General features: G+C 72.2%; 20 protein-coding genes. 11 read left to right on the top strand and 9 right to left on the bottom strand.

Annotated elements, in window-relative coordinates:
• Window positions 1–58 precede the first annotated feature (58 nt).
• A complete protein-coding gene (locus QWI33_RS19500) occupies window positions 59–1,045 on the top strand; it encodes a GlxA family transcriptional regulator (RefSeq protein WP_289958823.1) in 987 nt (328 codons plus the stop codon).
• 41 nt (window positions 1,046–1,086) lie between these two features.
• On the opposite strand, the gene QWI33_RS19495 is transcribed toward QWI33_RS19500, so the two are convergent.
• The 6 genes from QWI33_RS19495 to QWI33_RS19470 all read right to left on the bottom strand — a co-directional run bounded on the left by QWI33_RS19495 (window position 1,087) and on the right by QWI33_RS19470 (window position 6,433).
• Window positions 1,087–1,500: a peptidase inhibitor family I36 protein gene (locus tag QWI33_RS19495; RefSeq protein ID WP_289958822.1), complete on the bottom strand. Its 414-nt coding sequence runs from the start codon at window positions 1,498–1,500 to the stop codon at window positions 1,087–1,089.
• A 236-nt stretch (window positions 1,501–1,736) separates the two neighbouring features.
• Complete coding sequence (locus QWI33_RS19490; RefSeq protein ID WP_289958821.1) at window positions 1,737–2,483, bottom strand: SDR family NAD(P)-dependent oxidoreductase; 747 nt, start codon at window positions 2,481–2,483, stop codon at window positions 1,737–1,739.
• Complete coding sequence (locus QWI33_RS19485; protein WP_289958820.1) at window positions 2,483–3,772, bottom strand: enolase C-terminal domain-like protein; 1,290 nt, start codon at window positions 3,770–3,772, stop codon at window positions 2,483–2,485. The genes QWI33_RS19490 and QWI33_RS19485 overlap by 1 nt, the downstream gene beginning before the upstream one ends.
• Window positions 3,769–4,599 carry a fumarylacetoacetate hydrolase family protein gene (locus QWI33_RS19480; protein ID WP_289958819.1) on the bottom strand — a complete coding sequence of 277 codons (831 nt, stop codon included), beginning with the start codon at window positions 4,597–4,599 and terminating at the stop codon, window positions 3,769–3,771. Before QWI33_RS19480 ends, QWI33_RS19485 begins: the two co-directional genes overlap by 4 nt.
• Window positions 4,596–5,447, bottom strand: a complete 852-nt coding sequence (locus QWI33_RS19475) for an amidohydrolase family protein (RefSeq protein WP_289958818.1) — start codon at window positions 5,445–5,447, stop codon at window positions 4,596–4,598. The genes QWI33_RS19480 and QWI33_RS19475 overlap by 4 nt, the downstream gene beginning before the upstream one ends.
• Window positions 5,444–6,433, bottom strand: a complete 990-nt coding sequence (locus tag QWI33_RS19470; RefSeq protein ID WP_289958817.1) for an aldo/keto reductase — start codon at window positions 6,431–6,433, stop codon at window positions 5,444–5,446. Before QWI33_RS19470 ends, QWI33_RS19475 begins: the two co-directional genes overlap by 4 nt.
• 91 nt (window positions 6,434–6,524) lie before the next feature.
• Between QWI33_RS19470 and QWI33_RS19465 the strand changes: the two genes are divergently transcribed.
• The 4 genes from QWI33_RS19465 (at window position 6,525) to QWI33_RS19450 (ending at window position 10,018) form a co-directional block, all read left to right on the top strand.
• Complete coding sequence (locus QWI33_RS19465; RefSeq protein WP_289958816.1) at window positions 6,525–7,241, top strand: GntR family transcriptional regulator; 717 nt, start codon at window positions 6,525–6,527, stop codon at window positions 7,239–7,241.
• A gap of 61 nt (window positions 7,242–7,302) precedes the next feature.
• On the top strand, window positions 7,303–7,998 hold the full coding sequence (locus tag QWI33_RS19460; RefSeq protein ID WP_289958815.1) for a (Fe-S)-binding protein: 696 nt from the start codon (window positions 7,303–7,305) through the stop codon (window positions 7,996–7,998).
• Window positions 7,995–9,422, top strand: a complete 1,428-nt coding sequence (locus tag QWI33_RS19455; protein WP_289958814.1) for a LutB/LldF family L-lactate oxidation iron-sulfur protein — start codon at window positions 7,995–7,997, stop codon at window positions 9,420–9,422. The genes QWI33_RS19460 and QWI33_RS19455 overlap by 4 nt, the downstream gene beginning before the upstream one ends.
• Window positions 9,419–10,018, top strand: coding sequence for a LutC/YkgG family protein (locus QWI33_RS19450; protein WP_289958813.1), 600 nt, complete (start codon window positions 9,419–9,421; stop codon window positions 10,016–10,018). Before QWI33_RS19455 ends, QWI33_RS19450 begins: the two co-directional genes overlap by 4 nt.
• A 3-nt stretch (window positions 10,019–10,021) precedes the next feature.
• On the opposite strand, the gene QWI33_RS19445 is transcribed toward QWI33_RS19450, so the two are convergent.
• Window positions 10,022–11,206, bottom strand: coding sequence for an erythromycin esterase family protein (locus QWI33_RS19445; RefSeq protein WP_289958812.1), 1,185 nt, complete (start codon window positions 11,204–11,206; stop codon window positions 10,022–10,024).
• Window positions 11,207–11,362: 156 nt separating this feature from the next.
• Between QWI33_RS19445 and QWI33_RS19440 the strand changes: the two genes are divergently transcribed.
• Window positions 11,363–12,982, top strand: coding sequence for a serine/threonine-protein kinase (locus tag QWI33_RS19440; RefSeq protein WP_289958811.1), 1,620 nt, complete (start codon window positions 11,363–11,365; stop codon window positions 12,980–12,982).
• Window positions 12,983–12,989: 7 nt separating this feature from the next.
• Here the strand turns inward: QWI33_RS19440 and QWI33_RS19435 are convergent, their stop codons facing one another.
• Window positions 12,990–13,685 carry a glycosyltransferase family 2 protein gene (locus QWI33_RS19435; protein WP_289958810.1) on the bottom strand — a complete coding sequence of 232 codons (696 nt, stop codon included), beginning with the start codon at window positions 13,683–13,685 and terminating at the stop codon, window positions 12,990–12,992.
• 79 nt (window positions 13,686–13,764) lie between these two features.
• Between QWI33_RS19435 and QWI33_RS19430 the strand changes: the two genes are divergently transcribed.
• From QWI33_RS19430 to QWI33_RS19410, 5 genes are all read left to right on the top strand, one after another.
• Entirely contained in the window at window positions 13,765–15,903 is a 2,139-nt protein-coding gene (locus QWI33_RS19430; RefSeq protein WP_289958809.1) for a hypothetical protein, read from the top strand.
• Window positions 15,904–15,965: 62 nt separating this feature from the next.
• Window positions 15,966–16,541 carry a dCTP deaminase gene (dcd, locus tag QWI33_RS19425; protein ID WP_289958808.1) on the top strand — a complete coding sequence of 192 codons (576 nt, stop codon included), beginning with the start codon at window positions 15,966–15,968 and terminating at the stop codon, window positions 16,539–16,541.
• Window positions 16,542–16,640: 99 nt separating this feature from the next.
• On the top strand, window positions 16,641–17,534 hold the full coding sequence (locus tag QWI33_RS19420) for a mechanosensitive ion channel family protein (RefSeq protein ID WP_289958807.1): 894 nt from the start codon (window positions 16,641–16,643) through the stop codon (window positions 17,532–17,534).
• Between the two features lie 391 nt (window positions 17,535–17,925).
• Window positions 17,926–18,513 (top strand): TetR/AcrR family transcriptional regulator, encoded by a 588-nt coding sequence (locus QWI33_RS19415; RefSeq protein WP_270118844.1) that lies wholly within the window; start codon window positions 17,926–17,928, stop codon window positions 18,511–18,513.
• A 395-nt stretch (window positions 18,514–18,908) separates the two neighbouring features.
• Entirely contained in the window at window positions 18,909–19,871 is a 963-nt protein-coding gene (locus QWI33_RS19410) for a hydroxymethylglutaryl-CoA lyase (protein ID WP_289958806.1), read from the top strand.
• Window positions 19,872–20,143: 272 nt separating this feature from the next.
• Here the strand turns inward: QWI33_RS19410 and QWI33_RS19405 are convergent, their stop codons facing one another.
• Window positions 20,144–20,779: a hypothetical protein gene (locus tag QWI33_RS19405; protein WP_289958805.1), complete on the bottom strand. Its 636-nt coding sequence runs from the start codon at window positions 20,777–20,779 to the stop codon at window positions 20,144–20,146.
• Window positions 20,780–20,888: the final 109 nt, after the last annotated feature.

Genomic DNA, 20,888 nt, shown 5'->3' with positions numbered 1-20,888 from the left:
GCAATGACAGGTAAGGTGCAGAAACCGACATGCCTTGTCGGTGTTCGAAGGAGGAGCCGTGGGTCCCGCCAAGCGCCTGGTCGTGGTCGTGCTCTTCGACCGCATCGACCTGCTCGACGTCACCGGACCGCCGGAGGTGTTCGCGCTGCTGCGCCGCGAGCTGGGCGCCGACAGCGGCTACGAGGTCGTGCTCGCCGCCGCGACGATGGACCCGGTGCGGACCTCGGCCGGGGTCCGGGTGCTGCCTGACGCCACGTTCGAGGAGGTCGCGCGGCGCTCCATCGACACGCTCATCGTGCCGGGCTCGGTCGAGCTGGACGATGCGAAGCGGGTCCGCGCGATCGCCGAGCCCGTGGTGGTCGCGTGGGTGCGGCGCCTGGCGGGGCGCACGCGCCGCCTCGCCTCGGTCTGCGTCGGCGCCCATGTGCTGGCCGCGGCGGGGCTGCTGGAGGGGCGCCGCGCGACGACGCACTGGTCGACCGCCGCGCAGCTCGCCGCCGAGCACCCGGAGGTCGAGGTCGACGCCGACCCGATCTTCATCCGCGACGGCGACGTGTGGACCGGTGCGGGGCTCACCGCCTGCCTGGACCTCTCGCTGGCGCTGGTCGCGGACGACTTCGGGGAGGAGCTGGCGCTCAGGGTGGCCCGGCAGCTCGTCATGTTCCTGAAGCGGCCGAGCGGCCAGAGCCAGTTCAGCGTCTCGCTGGCGCCGGTGTCGACGACGCGGCGCGTGGACGTGCTGCGCCACTTCATCACCCGGCACCTGGCCGAGCCGCTCACGGTGGAGCGCCTGGCCGCCGAGGCACATGTGAGCGAGCGCCAGTTGACGCGGATCTTCAAGTCCGAGTTGGGGATGACGCCGCGCGCCTACATCGAGTCGGCCCGTGTCGAGGCGGCGCGGAACCGGCTGGAGACGACGGACGACACGCTCGAGCGTGTCGCCTCCGCCTGCGGTTTCGGCACCACGGACACCCTGGTCCGGGCGTTCCGCCGCGTCCTGGACACGACGCCGACGGCTTACCGCGACCGCTTCCGCCTCACCTGAGCGGGCGCGCGACCGAACCCGCGCCCGAGTGCTTGCGGCCCTTAGCAGGCCGAGACGACGCGGATGCTCTCGATCCAGTTGTTGCGGCTCGGTTCGAGCCCGCTCAGGTTGCGGACGTCGGCGCCCGCGCCGAGGCAGAAGTAGGCCCCGGTGGCGCCGTCGTTCGCGTAGAGGCGGAGCGCCCTGCTCGACTCGTTCGAGATCGAGGAGATCGCGTTGTCGCCGCTGCGGCCGATCTCGTAGGTGGTGCCGACGCCGCCGACCCGCCAGTTGACGAGCTTGTCGCCGTCGTAGTCGGTGTCCTGCCAGCCGCAGACGTATCCCGAGGCGCAGCCGCCGGCCATGAACTCGGTCTCGAACTCGCCCTCGGCCTGCGCCGGGCCGGCGGTCAGTCCCAGGCCCGCGATCACCGCGGCACCGGCCATCGCCGCACCGGACTTGATACGGCGCTTCATCGAAGCGACCTTCCCGTTGTCCATGTGGATGCCTTTCGCCGTGCGGTGCCTGCGGCACCGCGCTCTCCCAGGTTCGGCACGGTCGCGACTGGCCGCCGCGGCCCGTATACATGGAAGACGCATCGAAGCGCGGGCGAGGATGTCACCGGTGAACCTCCTCCCTTTTCGACCGTCTCGGACAACCGATCGGCCGGCAGCGGTTCCGCATGACCCTGGCGCCGTGCCGGGGCCGCCGGCTAGCGGACGATCCGCAGCCCGGCGAGGCCGCCGTCCACGGCGAGGCTGGTGCCGGTGAGGGATTTGTTCTGCGGGTCGGCGAGGTAGACGATCGCGGCCGCGACCTCCTCGGGGGTGACGAGCCGGCCGGTCGGCTGGCGGGCCTCCAGCCGCGCGCGCTCGGCGGCCGGGTCGTCGGCCTGCTCGAGGAGGCGCTGCACCCACGGGGTGTCGGCGGTGCCGGGGCTGACGCAGTTGACGCGGATCCCTTCGGCCACATGGTCGGCGGCCATGGCGAGGGTCAGCGAGTGCACCGCGCCCTTCGACGCCGAGTACAGCGCGCGCTTCACGAGGCCGGTGAGGGCGGCGATCGAGGTGGTGTTCACGATCGCCGGGGCCGCGGACTCGCGCAGGTGCGGCAGGCAGGCGCGGGAGAGGCGCACCATGCCGAGGAGGTTCACGTCGAGCACGCGGAACCACTGCTTGTCGGAGTTCTCCTCGACGGTGCCCACGGCGCCGATCCCGGCGTTGTTCACCACGATGTCGACGCCCCCGAAGTGCTCCTTGACGGCGGCGACGGCCAGGCGGACCTGGTTGTCGTCGGACACGTCGCACTTGTGGGACCAGTGCTTGCCGCTCTCGTTGAGGTCGAGCACCGCGACGTTCGCGCCGCGGGCGGCGAACGCGTCCGCGGCGGCGGCGCCGATGCCGGAGGCGCCTCCGGAGATCACGGCGGTGAGGCCCTCGAAGCCGTTGGTACCGCTCATCAGTTGCTCCTCCATTCAGGACCGTGCGGGTAGGAGAACCGGACCAGGCTGTCGCGCCGCATCTCAGCGGAGAAGCCCGGTTCGGTCGGGGCCCGGTAGCGGCCCCGCTCGATCACGGTGGGCGCGGTGAAGTGCTCGTGCAGGTGGTCCACGTACTCGATCACGCGGTCCTCCATGGTCGCACTCACCGAGGTGTAGTCGAACATCGAGAGGTGGCAGACCAGCTCGCACAGGCCCACCCCGCCCGCGTGCGGGCACACCGGCACGTCGAACTTCCGGGCCAGCAAGAGGATCGCGAGGTTCTCGTTGACCCCGGCGACGCGCGCGGCGTCGAGCTGGAGGAAGTCGATCGCGCCCGCCTGCAGGAGCTGCTTGAACATGACCCGGTTGTGGACGTGCTCGCCGGTGGCGACCTTGATCGGCGCCAGCCGCTTCCGGATCGCGGCGTGGCCGAGCACGTCGTCCGGGCTCGTGGGCTCCTCGATCCACCAGGGGTCGAACTCGGCGAGGGCCTTCATCCACTCCACGGCCTGGTCGACGTCCCAGCGCTGGTTCGCGTCGACCGCGATCCGGACGCCGGGGCCGACGGCCGACCGCGCGGCGGCGAAGCGGCGGCGGTCGTCCTCGAGGTCGGCGCCCACTTTGAGTTTGATCTGCGTGTAGCCCGCGGCGACGGCCTCGCGGGCCAGGCGCACGACCTTCTCGTCGTCGTACCCGAGCCAGCCCGGCGAGGTGGTGTACGCCGGGTAGCCGTTCCGCTCGACCTCCTCGATCCGCTCGGCCTTGCCGGCCTCGGCTTCGCGCAGGAACGCCAGGGCCTCTTCGGGAGTGAGCGCGTCGGAGAGGTAGCGCCAGTCGATGCAGTCGACGACCTCCTCCGGGCTCAGACCGGAGAGGTACCGCCACAGGGGCAGTCCGGCGCGGCGCGCGGCGAGGTCCCAGGCCGCGTTCACCAGTGCGGCGGCCGCGAGGTGCATGACGCCCTTCTCGGGGCCGAGCCAGCGGATCTGCGAGTCGTGGGTGAGGCGCCGGTAGAGGTCGCCGAGTGCGGCCGGACCGTCCACATCGGTGCCCACCACGTACTCGCTGAGCGTCTCGATGGCGGCGCAGCAGATGTCGTTGCCGCGTCCGATCGTGAACGTGAACCCGTGCCCCTCATGGCCGTCGTCGGTGTGGAGCACGACGTAGGCCGCCGAGTAGTCCGGGTCCGGGTTCATCGCGTCCGAGCCGTCGAGGCTCCGCGAGGTGGGGAAGCGGACGTCGAGGACGTCCACGGCGGTGACGGTCACGCCTGGACCGTCGGGTTCTCGGTGTGCCCCAGGCCCTCGATGCCGACGGAGACGACGTCGCCGGCCGCGAGGTAGGGGAAGCGGCCGGAGAGCGCGACGCCCTCGGGGGTGCCGGTGAGCAGCAGGTCGCCCGGGTCGAAGGCCATGAACTGGGACATGTGGTGGATGATGCGGGCCACGGAGAAGATCATGTCCTTGGAGTTCGAGTCCTGGCGGATCTCGCCGTTCACCTTGGACCACATGCGCAGCGCCTGCGGGTCGGCGATCTCGTCGGGCGTGACCAGGTACGGGCCGAGCGGGGTGAAGGTGGGGCAGGCCTTGCCCTTCGAGAACTGGCCGCCGGAGCGCTCGATCTGGAACTCGCGCTCGGAGAGGTCGTTGGCGACCACGAACCCGGCGATGCAGTCGAGGGCCTGCGCCTCGGACTCCAGGTAGGACGCGCGCTTGCCGAAGACGACGCCGAGCTCGACCTCCCAGTCGGTGCGGGTCGAGGCGCGGGGGATCTCCACGTCGTCGTTCGGGCCGACGATCGTGTTGGGGTGCTTGTAGAACACGACGGGCTCGGCGGGCGGCTCGGCGCCGGACTCGGCGCAGTGCGCGGCGTAGTTCATGCCGATGCACACGATCGCGGAGGGCTTGGCGATCGGCGGGGCGATGCGCTCGCCCGCGATGTCGATCTCCGGGAAGCCGGCCGTGGTGCCGATGCCGCCGCGTGCGAGGAACTCGCCGTCGATGTCGCCGATGGGGCCCGAGAGGTCGTAGTACTTGCCGCCGGTGAGCGCCACGGGCGTCTCGTAGCCGGGCCGGCCGATGCGCAGGTACTTCATTGCTCTCCTAGCTGGTAGGTCCGGGCGGCGGTGCCGCCGAAGACGTCGGGGTCGGTGCGCCCCAGCACTTCGGTGAGGGCGTCCTTGACGCGGGTGTAGGTGGCGGCCAGTTCGCAGACGGGCCAGTCGGAGCCGAACATGAGGCGGTCGGGCCCGAACAGTTCGAGGGCGGCCTGCACGAACGGCCGCAGGTCCGCAGGTGTCCAGTGCCGCCAGTCGGCCTCGGTGACGAGGCCTGAGAGTTTCGCGGTCACGTTGGGCCGCTTGGCGAGCGGCGTCACGGCCTCGCGCCAGGCCTTGAGGCCGGCGTCGCCGTCGCGCACCTGGGGCTTGCCGAGGTGGTCGAGCACGAACTGCAGCTCGGGCACGGCCGCGGCGGCCTCGGCGGCGGCCGGGAGCTGGTCGACGCGCACGATCAGGTCGAACGTGGGGACCGTGCCGGCGATGCGCCTGAGCGCGGCGATGACCTCGGGCCGGGTGAGGAAGTCGGGTTCGGGGCGGCCCTGGACCTGGTCGCGCAGGCCCACCAGGTAGCGGGCGCGGGGGTGGTTCGCGTACCGCGCCAGCGTGCTCGGCAGGTGCGGGTCGAGGAGGTCGATGAAGCCGACGACCCCGGCGATCTCCTCCACGGCCCCGGCCAGGTGCATGAACTCGACGGTCTCGGAGGGGTGGCCCCAGTCGGCCTCGACGAGGACCGTGCGGTCGACCCCGGCGGCCTTGAGGTTGGCGCGGAGGTCGGCGACGCCGTAGTCGCGGCGGATCGGCTCCAGTTCGGGGGCGCCGGCGAGCCAGGGGTAGTCGGCGGTCCAGATGTGGTGGTGGGCGTCGATCACGTGCGGTGCGCTCATGACGGTACGGGTGCCTCCTCGGTCAGCAGCCCGGCTCGCTTGAGGTCGTGCCACAGCGCGCCGGGGATCGGGTGGGCGTACATGGCGAGGGCCTCGTCGACCTCTGCGGGGGTGCGCGCGCCGACGAGGATCGACGCGACGGCGGGGTGGGCGGCGGGGAACTGGAGCGCGGCGGCGCGCAGCGGCGTGTCGTACCGCTCGCAGATCGAGGCGATCGCCTGGACCCGGGCGAGGACCCGCGGGTCGGCCTCGGCGTAGTTGAAGTGGGCGCCCGGCTTGGGGTCGGCGAGGATGCCGGAGTTGAACACGCCCGCGGCGATCACCGAGACGCCGCGGGAGGTGCAGAGGGGGTAGAGCCGGTCCAGGGCGGACTGGTCGAGCAGGGTGTAGCGGCCGGCGATGAGGGCGACGTCGAAGTCGGCCTGCGCGAGGAGGTCGGCCGCGGCCTCGGTCGAGTTCATGCCGATGCCGACCGCGCCGATGCGCCCGGCGGCCTTGAGCTCGGTGAGGGCCTTGTGGGTCCCGGCGAGGGCTTCGGCCCGGTGGTCGTCGGGGTCGTGGATGAGGCCGATCTCGACTCGTGGGGTGCCCAGGCGCTCGAGGCTGCCGAGGTAGGCGTCGTGCGCGCCGCGGTAGGAGAAGTCGAAGACGGCGGCCTTGCCGTTGGGCTCGCCCCAGATGTCCCAGGGGCCCTCGTGGTCGACCAGGACGCGGCCCATCTTGGTGGACAAGGTGAACGCGTCGCGGTCCCGGCCGGCGAGCGCGCTGCCGAGCCGCTCTTCGGAGAGCCCGGCGCCGTAGTGCGGGGCGGTGTCGAAGTGCCGGATGCCGCCGTCCCACGCGGCGTCCACGGTGGCGGCGGCGACCATCGGGTCGACGGGCGCGAACAGCCCCGCGAGCGGCGCGCAGCCGAGCCCGACGGCGGTCACGGCGACGGCGGTGTCGCCGAGCGTGCGCGAGGGGAGCGAATGCGGGTCTGCGACCACGGGAGCCTCCAATGGGAGCGGCAGGGGCGCGGCGGTGGCCCGTGTCGAGCTGAGCCCTGCCGCCGCGAGATTATCCTATAGGATCGTGCGCATGACGGCTAGATCAGCGACCCCCGGGAAGCGCACGCTCGCGGACGACGCCTACACGGAGCTCAAGTCCCGCATCATGCGCTCCGAGCTGGTCCCCGGCGCGAAACTCAGCATCGACGGGCTCGCCAAGCAGCTCGCGTTCTCCCAGACTCCGATCCGGGAGGCGCTGGCGCGCCTGGAGTCCGAGGGCCTGCTCGCGCGGCGGCCCTTGAGCGGGTACACCGTGGAGCCGCTGCTCTCCGCCGCCGAGTTCGACGACCTCTTCGAGATCCGCATGATGCTGGAGCCGCGGGCGGCGAGGCGGGCCGCGGAGCGGGGGCTCGCGGCCGATCCGGCCGCGGCGGAGGCGGACACGCTGCTGACCGCCGCGCGCACCCCCGACGCGGGGGCCGACAAGCTCCTGTTCACCGAGGCGGACGCGCACTTCCACAACGCGGTCGCCGAGCTGAGCGGCAGCGCGCAGCTCGCGAAGGCGATCCGGCGCCTGGACGCGCACCTGCACCTCCACCGCGCCTACATCGAGCCCGAGTCGATCGAGGAGACCGAGGTCGAGCACCTGGCGGTCGCGGACGCTATCATTGCCGAGCAACCGCTTGCCGCCGAGGAGGCGATGCGCCGCCACCTCGAACGCTCCCGCATCCGGCACCGCGCCGCCTTCGAAGCGGCCCGCACCACCGAACCCGCCCCCAAACCCAAGCGCGCCAAGGCGACACGATGAACCACACCGCAGCACGACCCGACCGTCCCGGCCCCGCCGCCACCGCAGAGACCCGGCCGCCATGCCCCGCGTAGGCCTGTTCATCACCTGCGTCAACGACGCCCTCTTCCCCGGGACCCCCAAGGCCGTCGTCCAGATCCTCGAACGCCTCGGCTACGACGTCGACTTCCCCGAAGCCCAGACCTGCTGCGGGCAGATGCACGCCAACTCCGGCTACAAGAAGGACGCCGCGACGCTCGCCGGCGCCTTCGAAGCCGTCTTCGGCGAGTACGACGCGATCGTCACCCCCTCCGGATCCTGCGCCGCCATGGCCCGCGACCAGTACCCGCACCTCACCGGATCCGACATCGGCGACCGCGTGCACGAACTCTCCGAGTTCCTCCTGGACGTCGCCGGCGTCGAAGACGTCGGCGCCCGCTTCCCGCACACCGTCACCTACCACCCCACCTGCCACGGCACCCGCGCACTCGGCCTGGGCGACAAGCCGATGCGGCTCCTGCGCGCCGTCCGCGACATCGAACTGGTCGACCTGCCCGCCGCCGACCAGTGCTGCGGCTTCGGCGGCACCTTCGCCCTGAAGAACAGCGAGGTCTCCTCCGCGATGCTCGCCGACAAATGCCGCCACGCCGCCGGCACCGGCGCCGAGTACCTCGCCGCGGCCGACAACTCGTGCCTCACCCACATCGGCGGCGGCATCAGCCGCGCAGGCGGCCCGCGCCCCATCCACTACGCCGAGATCCTCGCGAGCACCGCATGACCACCGAGCCCTCGTTCGTCCCGGCCGCCTCGCTCATCCCCGCCGACGCGCCGTTCCCCAAGGCCGCCAAGGTCGCCCTCGGCATGCCGCAGCTGCGCAAGAACCTCGCCCACGCCACCGGCACCATCCGCGCCAAGCGCGCAGGCGTCGCCGGGGAGCTCGACGACTGGGAGCCCCTGCGCGACGCCGCCGCCGCGATCAAAGCGGACGTGCAGCACCGCCTCCCCGAACTCGCCGTCGAGTTCGAACGCAACGCCACCGCCGCCGGAGCCCAGGTCCACTGGGCCCGGGACGCCAAGGAGGCCAACGAGATCGCCGCACGCCTGGTGCGCGAGGCCGGGGCCGGCGAAGTCGTCAAGGTCAAGTCCATGGCCACCCAGGAGATCGAGCTCAACGAGCACTTCGAAAACGTCGGCCTCAAGGCCTACGAGACCGACCTGGCCGAACTCATCGTGCAGCTCGCCGAGGACAAGCCGAGCCACATCCTCGTGCCCGCGATCCACTACAACCGCACCCAGATCCGCGACATCTTCGACCAGCGGATGGGGGACGCGCCGAGCGGGCTGACGGACGAGCCGGCCGCGCTGGCCGAGGCCGCGAGGCTCCACCTGCGACGCCGGTTCCTCTCGGCGAAGGTGGCCGTCTCGGGCGCGAACTTCGCCGTCGCCGAGACCGGGTCGCTGGTCGTCGTGGAGTCCGAGGGCAACGGCCGCATGTGCCTCACGATGCCGGAGACGCTGATCAGCATCGTGGGCATCGAGAAGCTGCTGCCGCGCTTCGCGGACCTCGAGGTCTTCATGCAGCTCCTCCCGCGCTCCTCCACAGGGGAGCGGATGAACCCGTACACCTCCGTGTGGACGGGCGCGCGTGAGGGCGACGGGCCGAAGGACGTGCACGTGATCCTCCTCGACAACGGGCGCACCGGCGTGCTCGCCGACGAGGTCGGGCGCCAGGCGCTCTCGTGCATCCGCTGCTCGGCCTGCCTCAACGTGTGCCCGGTGTACGAGCGCACGGGCGGGCACGCGTACGGCCACGTCTACCCGGGCCCGATCGGCGCGATCCTAGCGCCCCAGCTCGAACCGGGGCGGCACGACGACCTGCCGTACGCCTCGAGCCTGTGCGGGGCCTGCTACGAGGTCTGCCCGGTCAAGATCAACATCCCCGAAGTGCTCGTCCACCTGCGCCAGCAGGGCCCGCACCAGGCGGGGGAGCAGGCCGCGATGCGCGCGGCCGCGGCGGTGATGTCCCGGCCGGGACTCTGGCGGGCCGCGCTGCGCGCCGCGCGCCTGGGGTCGACGCCCTGGCGCCGCAAGGGCTTCCTGCGCCGGCTCCCGTGGCCGGGCTCGCGGTGGACGGTGAGCCGGGACCTGCCGGTGCCGCCGAAGGAGGACTTCCGGGACTGGTGGAAGGAGCGGGGCCGATGACCACGAGACCCACGGCGCGCGAGGAGATCCTGGCGCGGATGCGCAAGGCCCTGGACGGCGCGGGCGAGGCCCCCGAGCCGCCGCGCGAGTACCGGCGGGCGCTGGAGGCGGACACCGACACCACCGCGATGCTCATCGACCGGCTGGTCGACTACAAGGCCAACGTCCACCACGGCCTCGCCGCGATCAGTGCGGCCCTGGGCGACGCGAAGCGGGTCGTCGTGCCCGCCGACCTCCCCGCGGACTGGCGGCTCGGCGGGGCCGAGTTCGTCCCCGACACCGGTCTGTCCACAGCGGACCTCGACGGCATGGACGCGGTCCTCACCGGCTGCGCCGCGGCCGTCGCCGTTTCCGGCACGATCATGCTCGACACCGGTGCGGCCCAGGGCCGCAGGGCGATCACGCTGGTGCCGGACCACCATGTGGTGGTGGTCCGGCGCGAGCAGATCCGGGGCCACCTCGCCGAGGCGCTGCCGATGCTCGACCCCACGGCCCCGCAGACCTGGATCTCGGGGCCCTCGGCGACGAGCGACATCGAGCTGCAGCGCGTCGAGGGCGTGCACGGCCCGCGCCGCCTCGACGTCGTCCTGCTCTGAGGCTCAACGCGACCGCAGGACCGCGGTCGGCCCGATGCGCGGGAAGTACGCGAACGCGTCGAACCAGGCGGCGAACGACGGCGCGACCACGTGGTGCTTCTCGTCCTCGGCGGGGTCGTAGACCCCGGGGACGACCCGCACCTTGCGGCTGCCCCGCAGCCACGCCGCGGCCTCCTCGGGCGCGGTGCGCAGGTCGAGGACGAACGGCTCGTCGCCCCGCAGGACCGCCTCGACGTAGTCGGCCGGCGGCGCGGGCACCTTGACGCCCTCGTGGATCTCGCCCTCGCCGAACCCGATCATGACCGGCAGGTACTTCGCGCCGAGGCGCTCGCGCAGGTGGCCGCCCACGGACGTGAACGGCTCGCCGGACCCGATCCCGACCGACATCGCGTCGGAGGCGGCGACGGCGGCGATGCCGTCCCAGAACACGGTCTTGGCGCCGGTGCGCTCGTGCTGCCGCAGGATCTCCCCGGCGACCCGCTTCATGGCCGCGCCGAAGTCGACGCCCGCCGCCACGGTGGACGAATGGTGCTCCCAGATGGTCCGGGCGTAGCGCAGCACGTGGTCGCGCTCGGGGTCGGCGGGCAGGGACGCGACGAGGTCGTGGGCCTCGCGGGCGGACTCGGCGAACGGCTTGCCCGGGTGGACGCCGCGGAAGCGCTGCACGTGCTCGTCGATCCTGTGGGCGCTGCGCGGGGGAGCGAGATGGGCCTTGAGCTCGTCGAGGCGGCCCGGGGCCGCGCGGCGCACGTAGTCGACGACCGCGTCGTAGTGATACGCCTGCGCCCCGGCCGCGTTGGTGCCGAAGAGCCGCACCGGGTCCGCGGGGTGCTCCCGGTTGTAGGCGCGCATCCACTCCAGGACCGCGACGGTCTCCTCGGTGCGCCAGGGCGGCCAGGCCGCGCCGAGCGCCTCGGCCGGGTCGTCGTCGCCGCGGCGCACGTAGTCGTCGAGGCGTTCGGCCACGATCGCGTCGTCGTTGACGGCGAGCGCCCGGAAGCCGAGCTCCTCGACCAGGAACCGGAAGGCCTGCAGTCGGTAGTGGTCGATCTCGTGGGCGGCGCGGGTGGTCTCCCCGAAGGCGACGACCTCGGCGTCGCCGATGATGCCGCGCAGCGCCGCGAAGTCGTCCACGGGCCGGGCCGCGGCCTCGAGCCACTGCCGCACGCCGTTCGCGCTCTCGTTCATGGTGGTGCCCCCTCGTCCGGGCCGCCGGTGCGGCGGCCCGTCCCAGGCCACGCTACGAACCGAACGACGGTAGCCGCATCCGTCAGCCGACCGGTCACGCTCGGCAGGCCTCGTGCGAACTGCGCGTAGTGGCCGGAGGCGGTCATAATCGGCGCCATGCTCCTCACGAGACCCGGTGTGCTGCTTGGCAGCCGCTACCTCCTCCAGCAACGGATCGGCGCCGGGGGGATGGGTGAGGTCTGGCGGGCCGAGGACACCATGCTCCGCCGGACCGTCGCGCTGAAAGTCCTGCACGCGGCGCTCTCGGACGACGAGCGCTTCGGGCGGCGCTTCGTCGAGGAGGCCCGCACCGTCGCGGCCCTGCACGCGCCCGGCGTGGTCGATGTCTTCGACGTCCGCGCCGAACGCGACGAGCACGGCGAGGCCGTCACCTACCTGGTCATGCAGTACCTGGAGGGCCCGTCGCTGCACGCGGTCATCGAGCGGCACGCGCCGCTGCCCGCCCACTGGGCGCTGCCCCTGCTCGCGCAGATCGCGGACGCGCTCGAGGCCGCGCATCGGGCCGGGATCGTGCACCGGGACGTCAAGCCCGCCAACATCATCGTCGACGCCAAGGGCGCGCCCACGGTGCTGGACTTCGGGATCGCGATGCGCCGCGACGGCGCCGCACTGACCGCCGCGGGGACCGCGCTCGGCACCGTCGGCTACGCCTCGCCCGAGCAGCTGCGCGGCGAAGCGCCGACGGCGGCGTCGGACCTGTACGCGCTCGGCGTCATCGCCTACGAATGCCTCTCCGGAGCCAGGCCGTTCACGCGGGACTCGCCCGCGGCCGTGATCGCCGGGCACCTGCACGAGGCCCCGCCGCCGCTGCCCGCGCACGTGCCGACCGCGGTGGCCGAACTCGTCGACTGGGCGCTCGCGAAGGACCCCGAGGACCGCCCGGCCTCCGCGGCGATGTTCGCCCAGGAGTGCAGAGTGGCCGCCGCGCACGCGAAACCGGTCGCCCCGCCGCCCGAACCCAACCGCACCACAGTGGACCTGCTGGTGTCGTCGTCACCGTCGCGCCCGCCCGCGCCCGTGCCGGCCGCCGCCCTGCCGCCGTCGCCTCCGCCTCCGCCTCCGCCGCCCCAGCGGCGGCGCGGGCGGGGCGTCCTGCTCGGGCTCGCGGCCGTGGTCGCCGCCGTCGCCCTGACCTTGGGCGCCATGCAGTTCTTCGACGAGGACGAACCGGAAGGGCAGGGCGCGAGCGCGGACCCGACCGGCGGGGACCCCTCATCGGCGGGGGCCCCGCATGAGGAGGCGCCTGGCGATGCGGCGACCAGTGAGGCGGCCGCCGCGACGCCGCCCGCGGCCCCGGGCACCGGGCCGCTCGTGAACGCCGCGAGCGGCGACTGCCTGCTCGGCTACGCCGACGAGGCCGCGCCGAGCACCGCGATGGGGGCGTGCGGCGAGGACGGGATCGACGAGTTCGTGTTCGCCGCCGAAGGCGAGGCGCTGCGCATCAGCGCCGCCGACGCGGAGGGCGAGCCGCTCGGCTGCATCGAATGGGACGCCGAGCAGCTCGGCTTCGCAGCGGCGTGCGAGGGCACGACCTGGCAGTTCACATACGTGCGCACCGACTTTGCGGGCACTGGCGAGACGGAGCAGGCCGACTTCTGGACGGTCCGCGCCGAAGGCGACGGGAACCACTGCCTGACCGCCCTCGAGGGCACGCCGACGCTCAGCCCCTGCACCGAAGGCGACGAGCACCAGGAATGGCGCACCGCCGCCGCGTGAGGGGCGGCTAGCGCTTGGAGCGGCGGACGCGCTCGCGGCCGAGGAGCCAGAGGGCCTGCACGCCGTCCGTCCAGGTGATCTTCTTGCCCTCCTCGCGGCTGCGCGCCGTGTAGGAGATCGGCACCTCATAGGGGCGGATGCCCATTTTGAGGAGCTTCGCGGTCAGTTCGGCCTCCATGCCGAAGCCGCCCGAGCGGATGTTCAAGTCCAGGTACATCTGGCGCGGCAGGAGCTTGTAGCAGGTCTCCAGGTCCGAGATGTACGAGTTGAACAGGATGTTCGCGGCCAGGGTGATGCCCTTGTTGCCCATCACGTACCAGAACGAGTAGGCCGAGTGCGAGCCGAACGAGCGCGACCCGTACACCACCTCGGCCTTGCCGTCGAGGACCGGCGTGAGCAGCCGGGGCAGGTCGTTGGCGTCGTACTCGCCGTCCGCGTCGAACACGACGACGTGGTCGCCGTGGGCGGCCTTGGCCGCCGTGCGGATCGCCGCGCCCTTTCCTCTGTTGCGGTCGTGGCGGATCAACCGCACCCGTGGATTGTCCTCAAAGGTCTGGAGGACCTCCCAGGAACGATCGCGGGAGCCGTCATCGACGGCAACGATCTCGGTCTCGCAGGGGAACTCCACTGCGAGCAGCTCTTTCAACGTTCCGGCAGCGAGGCGTTCCTCATTGAAGACCGGAACGAGAATCGACAACAGCATTGCTGCCCCATCCCGCGGATCGAACAAGATTGCACAACCATAACGCGCTCATGCCAGGACGGCATCGGCCGGACGGGTCGTGTTGAATGAAGCAGTGCTGCTCGTCCTGTGGCTCCTGCTCCTGCTTCCGGCGCTCGCCTACGCCCTCCGCCCCCGCGACGGGGCCGTCCTCGCCCCCGCGCGGCTCGCCGTCGTGCGGGCATCGATCCTGTTGGGGGCGTACGCGGTCGGTGTCGTCGAGGCCGCCTCCGCGTTCACCGCGCTGACCACCTTCACGGTGCTCGCCGCGTGGATCGCGGCCACCGTCGCCGTCGTCGCCGCCGTGCTCGCGCGCGCTGTTCGGGACGTAACCCCGGACGACGGCTCCGGCGGCCGCGGCCAGGCCTTCGGCGCCCTCCGCGAGGAACTGCGCTCGCGCCGCGGCGCCACCCGCCGCACCTGGCGGCGCACCAAGTCCGCCGCCGCCGCGGCCCCCGCCTGGCAGTGGGCCCTCGGCTGCGTCATCGCGATCCTCGCCATCAGCGTCGCCGTCCTCGCGATCAGCTCGTCACCCAACAACTTCGACTCCCAGACCTACCACCTGCCGCGCATCGAGCACTGGATCCAGAACGCCTCCGTCGCCGTCTACCCCACGGACATCCACCGGCAGGTCGACATCGGGCCCGGCTCCGAATACCTCCTCACCCACCTGCGGCTCGTCTCCGGCGGCGACGGCGCCTACAACCTCCTCCAGCTCCTCGCCGGCGTCGGCGCGGCCCTCGCCGCCTCCCGGATCGCCGCGCAGCTCGGCGGCGGACCCGTCGCCCAGCTCGCCACCGTCTTCATCCTCACCACCACCCCCGAAGTGCTCCTCCAGGCCTCCAGCACCCAGGTCGACCTCGTCGCCGCCGCCTGGGTCGCGTGCCTCGCCACGGTCGTCCTCGACGAGTTCACCCGGCCCGGCGACGCGCTCCTGCGCGTCACCGCCCCCCGCTCCGACGCGCTCTACCTCGGACTCGCCCTCGGGCTCATCGCCGTCACCAAGAGCACCGGGCTCCTCGCCGCCGCCCCGCTCCTGCTCATCTGGGGCATCGGCCGGCTCGTGCGCGACGGCCGGCGGCGCCGCCCCTGCCTCTGCGGGCGCAGCCCCCAGCGGTGCTCCCGCGCCGACGCCTCACGGGCCGCCACCGCCCGCGCCGGCACCGTCGCCGCGTCCCTCGCCGTCCTCGCCATCGCCCTCGTCCTGGTCGGGCCCTTCCTCCTGCGCATGCACCAGGCCTTCGGGCACCCCCTCGGCCCCGAGGTCCTGCGCGAATCCATCGGCGTCCAGACCCTCGACCCGCGCCTGCTCCTCGTCAACGGCCTCCGCATCGCGCAGACCAACCTCGACACGCCCCTGTTCCCCCTCTCCGACGGGTTCGCCGCCTTGATCAACGGCCTCGCGAACCTCATGGGCGTCGACCCCAACGACCCCCGGATCACCTTCGGCACCACCACGTTCCCCGTGCGCGCCTGGTACCCCGACGAAGACCGCGCCGCGTTCCCCGTCACCGGCCTCGCCGCCCTCGCCGGCCTCGTCTGGTTCGCCGTCAAAGGCCCCGCCCTGCGCCGCGCCTACGCCGCCGCACTCGCCGTCGCCTTCATCGGCGTCGTCTGCACCGTCTCCTGGCAGCCCTGGGTGAACCGGCTCGTCATGTTCCTCGTCGTCCTCGGCGCCCCCGCCGCCGGACTCCTCGCCGCCGCCCTGGTCAAAGGCTTCGCCGCGACCGCCCGCGAACGGGGCCGCCGCCGGGCCGCCTGCGTCCTCGTCACCGTGGTCGCCGTCGTCGCCTCGCTCGCCGGCATCCTCACCGTCGCCTACGGCTACCCGCGCCGCCTCGCCGGCACCTGGTCCGTCTTCAGCGTCACCGACCTCGAAGAGCGCTTCGTGCGCCGCCAGGAATGGCTGCCCCAGTACGAGGAGGCCGCCGCCGCGGTCGCCGCGGTCGACCCCGAACGCGTCGGCATCGTCCAAGGCAACGACTCCTGGGAGTACGCCTGGTGGATCCTCCTCCCCGAGGACACCGAGCTCTACGCCCTCCAGTCGATCGTCCCCGGCCAGACCCCGCCCCCACCGGAGACCATGGACGCCATCGTCTGCGCCGAAGACCTCGACGAGTGCGCGGACCTCGTCCCCGCCGGCTGGGAGTACCACGACCTCGGCACCGTCGCCTACGCCGTCCCGCCCGCCGCACCGTGAGCCGCGCACGCATCCTCGGGCCCGTTGAGCTGCGCCTACAGGCCGACCATTAACCTGGGCGCATGCTGCTTAGCGACCGCGACATCCTCGATGCCGTCAAGAACGACCGCCTCGGCATCCAGCCGTTCGAAGACGAGCTCGTGCAGCCCTCCAGCATCGACGTCCGCCTCGACCGGCGCTTCCGGGTGTTCAACAACCAGAAGTACACCCACATCGACCCCTCCAAGCAGCAGGACGACCTCACCGCGGAGGTCGAGGTCGGCCACGACGAGCCGTTCGTCCTCCACCCCGGCGAGTTCGTGCTCGCCTCCACCCTCGAGGTCTTCACCCTCCCCGACGACCTCGCCGCGCGCCTCGAAGGCAAGTCCAGCCTCGGCCGCCTCGGCCTGCTCACCCACTCCACCGCCGGGTTCATCGACCCGGGCTTCTCCGGGCACGTCACGCTCGAGCTCTCCAACGTCGCGAACCTCCCCATCACGCTGTGGCCCGGCATGAAGATCGGCCAGCTGTGCGTCTTCCGGCTCACCAGCCCCGCCGAGAACCCGTACGGCGCCGGCGCCAACTTCTCCCGCTACCAGGACCAGCGCGGCCCGACCCCCTCGAAGTCGTGGATGCACTGGCGGACTTGGCCCACCTAGGGCGCAATGTCCGGGGTGACCGTTTCGAGTTACCCCGGTGTCGGGTGTTTCTTATGCAAACCGCCCGAATAGCGGCGGTAACCGGCTTAGCCTGCGGAGATGGACATCTCGCAGAGCTTCCAGAACATGATGGACAGCGTCGTAGCATTTCTGCCCCGCGCGCTGGCGTTCCTGGCGATCCTCATCGTCGGCTGGATCGTCAGCAAGTGGATAGGCAAACTCGTCGGCAAGCTGCTTCACAAGGTCGGCCTCGACAAGGTCGGCGCGAAATCGGGCCTGCGCCGCTTCACCGGCAAGTTCGAGCTGAGCGACCTGCTCGGCAAGCTCGTGTACTTCGCGCTGCTGCTGTTCACACTGCAGCTCGCGTTCGGCGCGTTCGGGAACAACCCCGTGTCGACCCTCATCAACCAGCTCGTGGGCTGGCTGCCGCAGCTGTTCGTCGCGCTCGTCATCGTCGTGGTGGCGTTCGCGATCGCCAATGCCGTGTACGGCCTGGTCAGCGGCACCCTCGAGGAGACCAGCTACGGGAAGACCGTGGCGCGGATCTGCCAGGTCGCGATCGTGTTCTTCGGCGCGGTCGCCGCGTTCGGGCAGGTCGGGATCGCCACCACGGTCACCACGCCGATCATGTGGACCGTCCTCGCGATGGTCGCGGGCGTCGTCATCGTCGGCGTCGGCGGCGGGCTCGTCGGCCCCATGCGTGCTCGCTGGGAGCGGATGCTCGACAGCGCCGAGGACGAGGCCGGGAAGATGAAGACCGCCACCGGCAGGAGCGGCGACGCGACCTCGTCGATGTCGCAGACGTACAGCTCGGACCGGTACGGGACGAGCACCGACACCCAGGCCCCGGCGACGGGCGCGATGGGCGAGGCGGGCACCATGGGCGGCGCGATGGCCGAGGGCGCCCGGCCGCGCGGCACCGGCACCGGTCGCGGGACCGACCGCGGGACCGATCGCGGGACCGACCGCCCGATGCCGCCGAACGAGCCCTAGGCGGCGCGCCGCGGGAGGCGATGTGTCCGGTCTCCCGCAGCGGCTCACCTGGAGCGGCACAACCACAACTGCACTGCTCGACACGTCGGCCGCATTCCCGCCTTCACCGGCTGGGGTGCGGCCGGCCCGCGTACGGGACCGATGCTTTCCTGATCGTCGCGCGCGGCGCCGTGCGGCGGGTCCGCGTACGGGACCGATGCTTTCCTGATCGTCGCGCGCGGCGGCGTGCGGCGGGTCCGCCTACGGGCCCATGGCCTCCTGGCCTGATCGTCGCGCGTGCCGGGGTGCGGCGAGTCCGCGTACGGGCCGATTCACGACCTGCGCCCTGGCGAAAGTGGGCTTTTGCTCCCTGCTCGGGCGAGTACGCACGAGTAGCCTCATCGAGGTGGAGATGAATGCCGATAGCCGGGGCGGCTCCAAACGCCGCCGCGAGATCCTCGATGTCGCCGTCAGACTGCTCGCCAAGCACGGATACCACGGCGTGTCGATGGACGACATCGGCGCGGCGGCCTCCATCACCGGGCCGGCGCTGTACCACCACTTCAAGGGCGGCAAGGAGCAGATGCTCGCCGACGCGCTCATCCCCGTCTCGGAGCGGCTCCTGGCGGGCGGGCGGCACTGGGCGTCGCTGCACTCGGAGGACCCGCAGGCCGCGCTCGAGGCGCTGGTGGACTTCCACCTCGAGGTCGTGATCGACTCGCCGGAGATCGTCATCCTGCACCTGCACGAGCTGGACCGGCTCCCGGAGGAGCCGCGGCGGCAGGTGCGCAAGCTGCAGCGCGTGTACGTCGAGGAGTGGGTGGGCGTCCTGTGCCGCCTGCGCCCCGGCCTCCAACCGGAGCAGGCCCGCGTGCTCGCCCACGGCGCCTTCGGCCTCATGAACTCGACCCCGTACCTGTCCCTGGGCGACGAGGTCAGTGCCGACGAGACCGCGGCCCTCCTGCGAGCGGCGGCCCTGAGAGCCCTCGACCCGGGCTAGCCCGAGGGGCGAGAAGCGGCCGCTTCGGGGGCCTCCCCCCCCGCCCCCCCGCCCCGCCCACCCGCCACACCACCCTTATGCGAGCCCGCGTCACCGCCCCGCGCTTACGCGAGTTTGCCGCTGCATTCGGCGCGCGTCCGCGCCGTTTGGTCGATTGCGCCAGTCCTGGCTGTAGCGATGGCGGGGACCAGGCGCGCTTCCAGCGCTCGCGCTGCGGGCGTCCAGTTCCTTGCCCGTTGCGCTGGTCGTCGCTCAGCGACCAGTCGCCTCCGGCTTTCGTTGCTCGTTGATCGTGAAAGCGACTCCTTTCCTCTTCGCGTCCGTCCCGTATTTCGGGATCGGGGGTTAGCATGGGCGGGTGGGCCGCAACGGGTCGCGGCCGCGGGGAGGCGGACATGCACCAGCCCGATCGGGTCTCATTGCGCGAGGTCGCTCCTCGCGACGGCCTGCAGAACGAACCCCCTGTGCCGACCGCGGACAAGATCCGGCTCATCGACGCGCTCTCGCGCACCGGACTCTCCCGCATCGAGGCCGTGAGCTTCGTGAGCCCCAAGGCCGTGCCGCAGATGGCCGACGCCGCCGAGGTGTGGGCGGCCGTCGAGAAGCACTCCGGCATCCGCTACAGCGCCCTCGCCCCGAACGCCCGCGGCGTGCAGCGGGCCCTCGACGCCGGGTTCACCGCCGTCGAGCTGGTCGTCTCGGCCTCGGAGACCCACAACCGCGCCAACATCGGGCGCAGCGTCGCCGAATCGCTCGCCGAGCTGCCCGACATCTGCGCCTTGGCCCGCGAGAACCTGGCTTCGGTCGAGGTCATCATCGCCACGAGCTTCGGCTGCCCCTTCGAGGGCGACATCGCGCCCGCGAAGGTCGCCCGGATCGTGGAGGCGGCCGAGGCCGCGGGGGCCGGTCGAGTCGCCTTCGGCGACACCACCGGCATGGGGACCCCTCGCCGTGTCACGGACCTGCTCGACGCCGTTCAAGGGGGCGTCGGCACCGAACTGCCGATGCTCATGCACTTCCATGACACCCGGGGGACCGCCCTGGCCAACCTCCTCACTGCGCTCGATCGCGGCGTCGTGGAGTTCGACGCCAGTGTGGGCGGGATCGGCGGCTGCCCGTTCGCTCCGGGCGCCTCCGGCAATGTGGCGACCGAGGAAGTGGTCCACATGCTCCACGACATGGGTGTGGAGACCGGTGTGGACCTTGACGCCCTCATCCGCACTGCCGAACTCGCCCAGGAGATCGTGGGTCGTCCGCTCGAATCCGGCGTCCTCCGCGCCGGGCCCCGCTCGATGAAACATGCGAGCCGAATCTCGACTCAGGACGAGTCTGGCGCGGGGAACCTGAAGCCACGCTGAAGACGCCTGAAGGCGGCTTCAGGAAGCGGGAGGCGGAACGGCCGAACTGCTCGGAGCGGCATGTGCCGAGACGCATCGGCGCGCACCGGCACGCATCGGCACGATCGGCCGGGAACCGCAGGCGGACATGGCGAAGGCCCCGGGGTCTCGAACCTCCCCAGGGCCTTCTCCGGACACCGCCACAGGACGGCCGGTGCCCGCGTGCCGGGTAAAACCTCCGAATACCCGGACGACCTCATCGTGACATCGAAACCCCAGAGTGCCCATGGAACTCAGGCGAATCTCACGTCACATTTCCTTAACGCGGCGTCATCATCCGGGACATATTCCGCGAACTTCCACGCCGCCAGCACCGCCGCGACCACCACGAGACCGAACACGCCCCGCCAGCCGTACAGCGGCACCGCGAACAGCGACCCCACACCCGCCGCGATCCCGGCCAGGAGCGCCCCGGAGGCGAGCGCGACCGAGGCGGAGCCGTCGCCGATCTCCGCGGCGGCCAGCACCCGCCCCGACAGCGCGATCGCGCTCCCGGCGCTGACGCCGAACGCACCGGCCGCGCCGACGGCGAAGCCGAAGTGCGGCGCGAGCGCCAATGCGAGTGCGCCGAGCGCCAACGCCCCCAACGCGATCGCCCCGGTGAAGCGGGCGTGTCCGAGTGCGCCGTTGCGGCGGGTCGCGTTGGCCGCGACGACCAGGCCGAGCGCGAAGGCGCCGAGCGGCCACAGCCGCGTCCCCGGCGAAGCGTGGAACTCGGCGGCGATGTCGGTGACCAGGAACGCGGTCACTGCGGCTGCCGCGAAGGCCACGGCCTGCGCGTAAGCCGCCCACAGCGCCGGCGCCCAGCGGAGGGCGCGCCGTGCAGGCGCTGTGTCCCTTGCCATCTGCGTCTCTGTCGGTGCGGTCATGCCGTCGACGCTAGGCCCGGACGGGCGCGTGCGCCCCGGTCGGACGACTGGGCTCGGCGACTGGGACCCGAACCCGGTCGGTGCGGGCGTTCGACCCGGTGGCGGGCGC

It is taken from the genome of Glycomyces tritici (assembly GCF_030403505.1).
This window is presented reverse-complemented; position numbering and strand designations above follow the sequence as displayed.

What these genes read in the sequence shown, in the direction of transcription:
- QWI33_RS19410 (WP_289958806.1), top strand. Translation starts at nt 18,909, where the DNA reads ATGCACCAGCCCGATCGGGTCTCATTGCGCGAGGTCGCTCCTCGCGAC.
- QWI33_RS19435 (WP_289958810.1), bottom strand. Translation starts at nt 13,685, where the DNA reads ATGCTGTTGTCGATTCTCGTTCCGGTCTTCAATGAGGAACGCCTCGCT.
- QWI33_RS19455 (WP_289958814.1), top strand. Translation starts at nt 7,995, where the DNA reads ATGACCACCGAGCCCTCGTTCGTCCCGGCCGCCTCGCTCATCCCCGCC.
- QWI33_RS19420 (WP_289958807.1), top strand. Translation starts at nt 16,641, where the DNA reads ATGGACATCTCGCAGAGCTTCCAGAACATGATGGACAGCGTCGTAGCA.
- QWI33_RS19440 (WP_289958811.1), top strand. Translation starts at nt 11,363, where the DNA reads ATGCTCCTCACGAGACCCGGTGTGCTGCTTGGCAGCCGCTACCTCCTC.
- QWI33_RS19475 (WP_289958818.1), bottom strand. Translation starts at nt 5,447, where the DNA reads ATGAGCGCACCGCACGTGATCGACGCCCACCACCACATCTGGACCGCC.
- QWI33_RS19445 (WP_289958812.1), bottom strand. Translation starts at nt 11,206, where the DNA reads ATGAACGAGAGCGCGAACGGCGTGCGGCAGTGGCTCGAGGCCGCGGCC.
- QWI33_RS19460 (WP_289958815.1), top strand. Translation starts at nt 7,303, where the DNA reads ATGCCCCGCGTAGGCCTGTTCATCACCTGCGTCAACGACGCCCTCTTC.
- QWI33_RS19495 (WP_289958822.1), bottom strand. Translation starts at nt 1,500, where the DNA reads ATGAAGCGCCGTATCAAGTCCGGTGCGGCGATGGCCGGTGCCGCGGTG.
- QWI33_RS19480 (WP_289958819.1), bottom strand. Translation starts at nt 4,599, where the DNA reads ATGAAGTACCTGCGCATCGGCCGGCCCGGCTACGAGACGCCCGTGGCG.
- QWI33_RS19465 (WP_289958816.1), top strand. Translation starts at nt 6,525, where the DNA reads ATGACGGCTAGATCAGCGACCCCCGGGAAGCGCACGCTCGCGGACGAC.
- QWI33_RS19415 (WP_270118844.1), top strand. Translation starts at nt 17,926, where the DNA reads ATGAATGCCGATAGCCGGGGCGGCTCCAAACGCCGCCGCGAGATCCTC.
- QWI33_RS19405 (WP_289958805.1), bottom strand. Translation starts at nt 20,779, where the DNA reads ATGACCGCACCGACAGAGACGCAGATGGCAAGGGACACAGCGCCTGCA.
- dcd (WP_289958808.1), top strand. Translation starts at nt 15,966, where the DNA reads ATGCTGCTTAGCGACCGCGACATCCTCGATGCCGTCAAGAACGACCGC.
- QWI33_RS19450 (WP_289958813.1), top strand. Translation starts at nt 9,419, where the DNA reads ATGACCACGAGACCCACGGCGCGCGAGGAGATCCTGGCGCGGATGCGC.
- QWI33_RS19490 (WP_289958821.1), bottom strand. Translation starts at nt 2,483, where the DNA reads ATGAGCGGTACCAACGGCTTCGAGGGCCTCACCGCCGTGATCTCCGGA.